The 4,509-nt window shown below is 59.5% G+C and carries 4 protein-coding genes and 1 pseudogene; all 5 read right to left on the reverse strand.

Annotated features, from left to right (window positions below; all coding sequences use genetic code 11):
- On the reverse strand, window positions 1–1,088 hold a 1,088-nt coding region (gene hisS / locus HF921_RS11905), incomplete at its 3' end, for a histidine--tRNA ligase (RefSeq protein WP_215893871.1).
- A 32-nt stretch (window positions 1,089–1,120) separates the two neighbouring features.
- Complete coding sequence (gene ispG, locus HF921_RS11910) at window positions 1,121–2,221, reverse strand: flavodoxin-dependent (E)-4-hydroxy-3-methylbut-2-enyl-diphosphate synthase (protein WP_215862219.1); 1,101 nt, start codon at window positions 2,219–2,221, stop codon at window positions 1,121–1,123.
- Window positions 2,211–3,194: a RodZ domain-containing protein gene (locus tag HF921_RS11915; protein ID WP_215893872.1), complete on the reverse strand. Its 984-nt coding sequence runs from the start codon at window positions 3,192–3,194 to the stop codon at window positions 2,211–2,213. Before HF921_RS11915 ends, ispG begins: the two co-directional genes overlap by 11 nt.
- A gap of 12 nt (window positions 3,195–3,206) precedes the next feature.
- Window positions 3,207–4,049: a type IV pilus biogenesis/stability protein PilW gene (pilW, locus tag HF921_RS11920; RefSeq protein WP_064220148.1), complete on the reverse strand. Its 843-nt coding sequence runs from the start codon at window positions 4,047–4,049 to the stop codon at window positions 3,207–3,209.
- Window positions 4,046–4,509: pseudogene (locus HF921_RS11925) on the reverse strand (bifunctional tRNA (adenosine(37)-C2)-methyltransferase TrmG/ribosomal RNA large subunit methyltransferase RlmN); the annotation flags it as partial. The pseudogene HF921_RS11925 and the gene pilW, both read right to left, overlap by 4 nt.

The following is a 4,509-nucleotide window of genomic DNA, read 5'->3' on the forward strand; positions in this document are numbered from 1 at the left end:
GTGGCCCCGCCACTGGTGACCACGGAGATACCCCCGTCTCGCAACCGCTCGGCGATTTGCCACGCAGGAGCAACCGCGGCATCCTCCAGAGCGCCAATAAACAGCAAAGGAGCAGCGGCTTTTGCCACCCGCCCCTGCAGCGCTTGCAAAGCGAGCAATCTTTCAAGCCCTACGGCAAATCCGATCGCCGCCGTCTCAGCACCGCCCAACTGTGCGACCAAACCGTCATAACGACCACCGGCCAGTACCGTACCTTGCGCGCCCAGCGCATCCGTCACCCATTCGAAGACCGTGCGGTTATAGTAATCCAGCCCGCGTACGAGGCTATGGTTGACCTGGTAAGGGATATCAAGCGCTGTCAGCAGCGACTGCAATAGGGCGAAATGCGCTGCAGAGTCTTCGTCCAAATGGTCCGCCAGATGCGGGGCCATGCGTGCGATGTCCTGACAGGCGGGTACTTTGCAGTCAAGCACGCGGAGCGGGTTGCGCTCCATACGCTCCCGACAGTCGGCGCAGAGCTCCGCCCGGCGCGGGCGCAGATAATCCAGGAGCATGCTTCTGTAATGGGCACGCGCCGCCGGGCTTCCCAGCGAGTTGATCTGCAGCGCAGCGGTAACGCCAGCCGTCCGCAAAATTCGCGCCGATAGGGCGATCACCTCGGCATCGGTGCTCGCCGCAGGCAGCCCGAAGACCTCCACACCCAGTTGGTGAAACTGCCGGTAGCGTCCTTTCTGCGGACGCTCATGGCGAAACATCGGCCCCATATAATAATAACGCGGGGTCTGACCGCGCATGCTCTGCGTTTGGATGGCGGCACGCACGCACCCCGCCGTCCCCTCCGGCCGCAGGGTGAGACTATCTCCATTGCGGTCGTCAAAGGTATACATCTCCTTCTGGACGATATCGGTCACATCGCCAATAGCGCGGGCAAACAGTTCCGTCGATTCCAGGAGCGGCAAACGCACTTCGCCGTAGTCGTAGAGCGCCAGCAATGTCCGCAGGTCACCTTCCAACGCCTGCCAACCCGCGCTCTCTTCCGGAAAAATGTCATTCATACCACGTACGGCCTGCAACACTTTACCCGCCATGCATGTTCCCGGTTTGCAGCGCAGGAAGAGGCTCAGGCGTCATGTCGCGCTGCCTGCCGCTCGGCGATTTCCGCCCGAATCCGCTTTTCCAGTATATCGACGATATCGATATTCTCCACCCGCTCGACCTGCTTGCCACGATAGTAGAGAATGCTGCGTTTATCCCCACCCGCCAAGCCGATATCCGCCTCCTTCGCTTCACCGATACCATTCACCACGCAGCCGATCACCGAAACATCCATGGGTTCGAGGATATCTTCCAGACGCGCCTCCAAGGCATTGATGGTGGTAATGACGTCAAACTCCTGGCGGGAACAGGATGGACAGGCGATGAGATTAATCCCTTTCTGACGCAAGTGCAGGCTCTTCAAAATATCGAAGCCGACGCGAATTTCCTCGACGGGGTCCGCCGCGAGGGAAATCCGGATCGTATCGCCGATGCCGTCGCGCAGAAGCAGACCAAGCCCGATGGCGGATTTGACGGTGCCCGAGCGCAGACCGCCGGCTTCGGTGATACCCAGGTGCAGCGGGTAATCCACCTTTTCCGAGAGCAGCCGGTAAGCGCTCACGGCAAGATAAATATCGGAGGCCTTGACACTGATTTTCACATCATGAAAATTCAATTCGTCGAGAATACTCACATGGCGCAAGGCAGACTCCACCAATGCCTCCGCCGTGGGCTCCCCGTATTTTTCCTGGATATCCTTTTCCAAGGACCCGGCATTGACCCCGATACGGATGGGAATGCCCTTGTCCTTGGCCATTTCCACCACCAGCCGCGTTTTATCCAGAGAACCGATATTTCCGGGATTGATGCGCAGACCATCGACACCATCTACCATCACCTGCAAAGCAATACGGTGATCGAAGTGGATATCGGCGACCAGAGGGGTTTCCACCTGGGCGCGGATCGCCTTAAAGGCTTCCGCGGCATCCATGCTGGGTACGGACACCCGGACGATATCGGCGCCGACCGCTTCCAGACGCCGGATTTGCGCGACCGTGGCGGCGACATCACGGGTCTCCGTATTGGTCATGCTTTGTACGCTAATGGGAGCGTCGCCGCCAATGGCTACGTTACCCACGTGAATTTGCCGGGTCTTACGCCGTTTTATGGGAGATTCATGGTGCATGGGAGGCCTCGCTGGAAACGGCTGCGGTACTGGGCACCGCTGCCGGTGATGAAACCACACTCGCTATCGGCAGTGCGGAGGATGGCACCTGACTGTGGGTGACGGCCATAACATGGGCGCCACTGACAGAGGTACTGATGGTCGATGCGGTACCAATCTGCAATCTGGCCACCCCCAGAGCGTTGGCGGGCAGTGGCGCTGGCTTACCATTATAGCTGATGACAACAGCACTGGCCTTGCCTACCAGGACATGATAGGGCGGCGAGCCGGAATCGACGCGCAAGACATTGCCGCGACGTCCCAGGACAGCGAGCAGGGTTTTTCCGGAGGCGTCTTTGACCTGCACCCAACAGTCCGCGCTGAACTGGAACGTCAGCCCAGGACCAGTCGCTGCGGTCGCAAATTGGGTTACCCCAACCGGAACAGCAGATTGACCAGGCGCCACCGCCGAAGCCTGAGTCGCCGCATGCGGCGCCAGAACGACCGGTGATATGCTGGGTGCGGCGCTGACCGCCGGCGCAGAAACCGCCGGATGCTTCACCGCCGCCGGCGAAGCAGTCATGGTGACAGGCAAACTCTGCGCCTGCTGCTGACTCCAGAACCACCAGGCCGCCACAATAACGGCTATCATGACCAGTGCGGAGAACGTCAGCATGCGTCGACTATAATCCAGCAGCGGACCTTCACAGTTGGGCAGCACGTTTTCCGATGGGTGCAGCCCCGACCCCTCGTTGGAAGCATCATACGTCTTCAGAAGAGGTTCCGGATCCAACTCCAGCAGACGCGCATAATTCTTCAGAAAACCGCGTGCGAAAGCCGCACCGGGCAAGGCGGCGTAATTACCTTCTTCCAAATTCTTTACCTGCACTTCGGTAATACGCAATCGCTCGGCAACCTGGCGCAGGCTCCAGCCATGCGCTTCCCGCGCTGTCCGTAAGTCCTGGGAAATATCGTCTCCGGTTATCGGGTCCATGGCTCCGCCACCTCAACCATTTTGTAATAATAATTGCTGCGCCTGCTTGCCCGCCACAGAATAGGGTGATGCCGTCACGCAACGCTGCCAAAAAGACTGCGCCTGCGTTGTTCGCCCTTGTTGGGCGGCGATCCGCCCCGCCAACAAGAGCGCATCGGCATTATCGGGCTCCTGCGCCAAGACCACCCGCAAGTGATCGAAGGCGGCGTCTGCCTTACCCGCCTTAAAGTCCAGCTCGGCAAGCATCTGCAGGGCGGGCGGATAGTTGGGGACCAGATAGAGTGCCCGGTTCAGGGCGTCGCGCGCTGCCGACAAGTCCTTAAGCCCCGCGTAGGCTTGCGCAAGGTTGATCCAGGCGAACTGCGGCGTACTATACAAAGGATCGGCCGTGGCCCGCTTTAACTCGACGAGAGCTTCCGCGTAGCTACCGGAATTGACGAGGAAAGCACCATAATTATTGAGATACTCTGGATTTTTTGGATCCATGGAGAGGGCCCGGAGAAAGGCTTTACGTGCCAGTTCCTTCTGCCGCAACTGCTCATACGCCAAGCCCATGATATTATAGGCGTCAGCGTAGTTGCGGTTATCGGCGATCGCCAACCGCAATTCACGGATCGCCTGCCGGGGATGACCATCCTGCAAATAAGCGCTACCGAGAGAGGTATAGATGCCTGCCTTGGCTTTATCGGTATTGGCGGGTGTCGGCTTGAAGCCTGAAGAGGCGGCGTTGGCCTTGTGTTCATGGGCGATAAACGCGGCCATTTGCTGCTCAGGCGTAGTCGCCTCATTGCCGCCAAAGAGCCCGCAACCATTCAGGAGAAGCACGCCCATACCCAGTCCCGCGAACCTTCTCATGAATGCACCGCCAGGGGAATACTGCGCCGGCCATCACGCACCTGCCCGGCCAACTGGCCGCAGGCGGCGGCGATGTCATCGCCACGCGGTCGGCGCGTAACCGCTATCACGTCACCGCGCAGGATGATGTCGCGGAAAGCATCGATGCGCGCCTGTGGCGACCTTTTATAATTTGAACCGGGAAAGGGATTAAAGGGGATCAAATTTACCATGGCGGGGATGTCCCGCAGCAAGCGGAGGAGTTCCCGGGCATGGCCGTCGGCATCATTGAGACCATCCAGCATCACATATTCGAAAGTGATACGGCGCCGGGGCGGCAGGGGGTAGCGGCGGCAGGCGGCGAGCAGTTCCGCCAGCGGATAGTGGCGGTTTACTGGCACGAGAATGTCGCGGATATCATCGCGGCTGGCATGCAAACTGATCGCGAGATTGACCGGGCTTTCCGTACCCAGCCGATCCA

This window comes from Acidithiobacillus ferriphilus (assembly GCF_018854775.1).
In the GTDB taxonomy this organism is placed as follows: Bacteria; Pseudomonadota; Gammaproteobacteria; order Acidithiobacillales; family Acidithiobacillaceae; genus Acidithiobacillus; species Acidithiobacillus ferriphilus.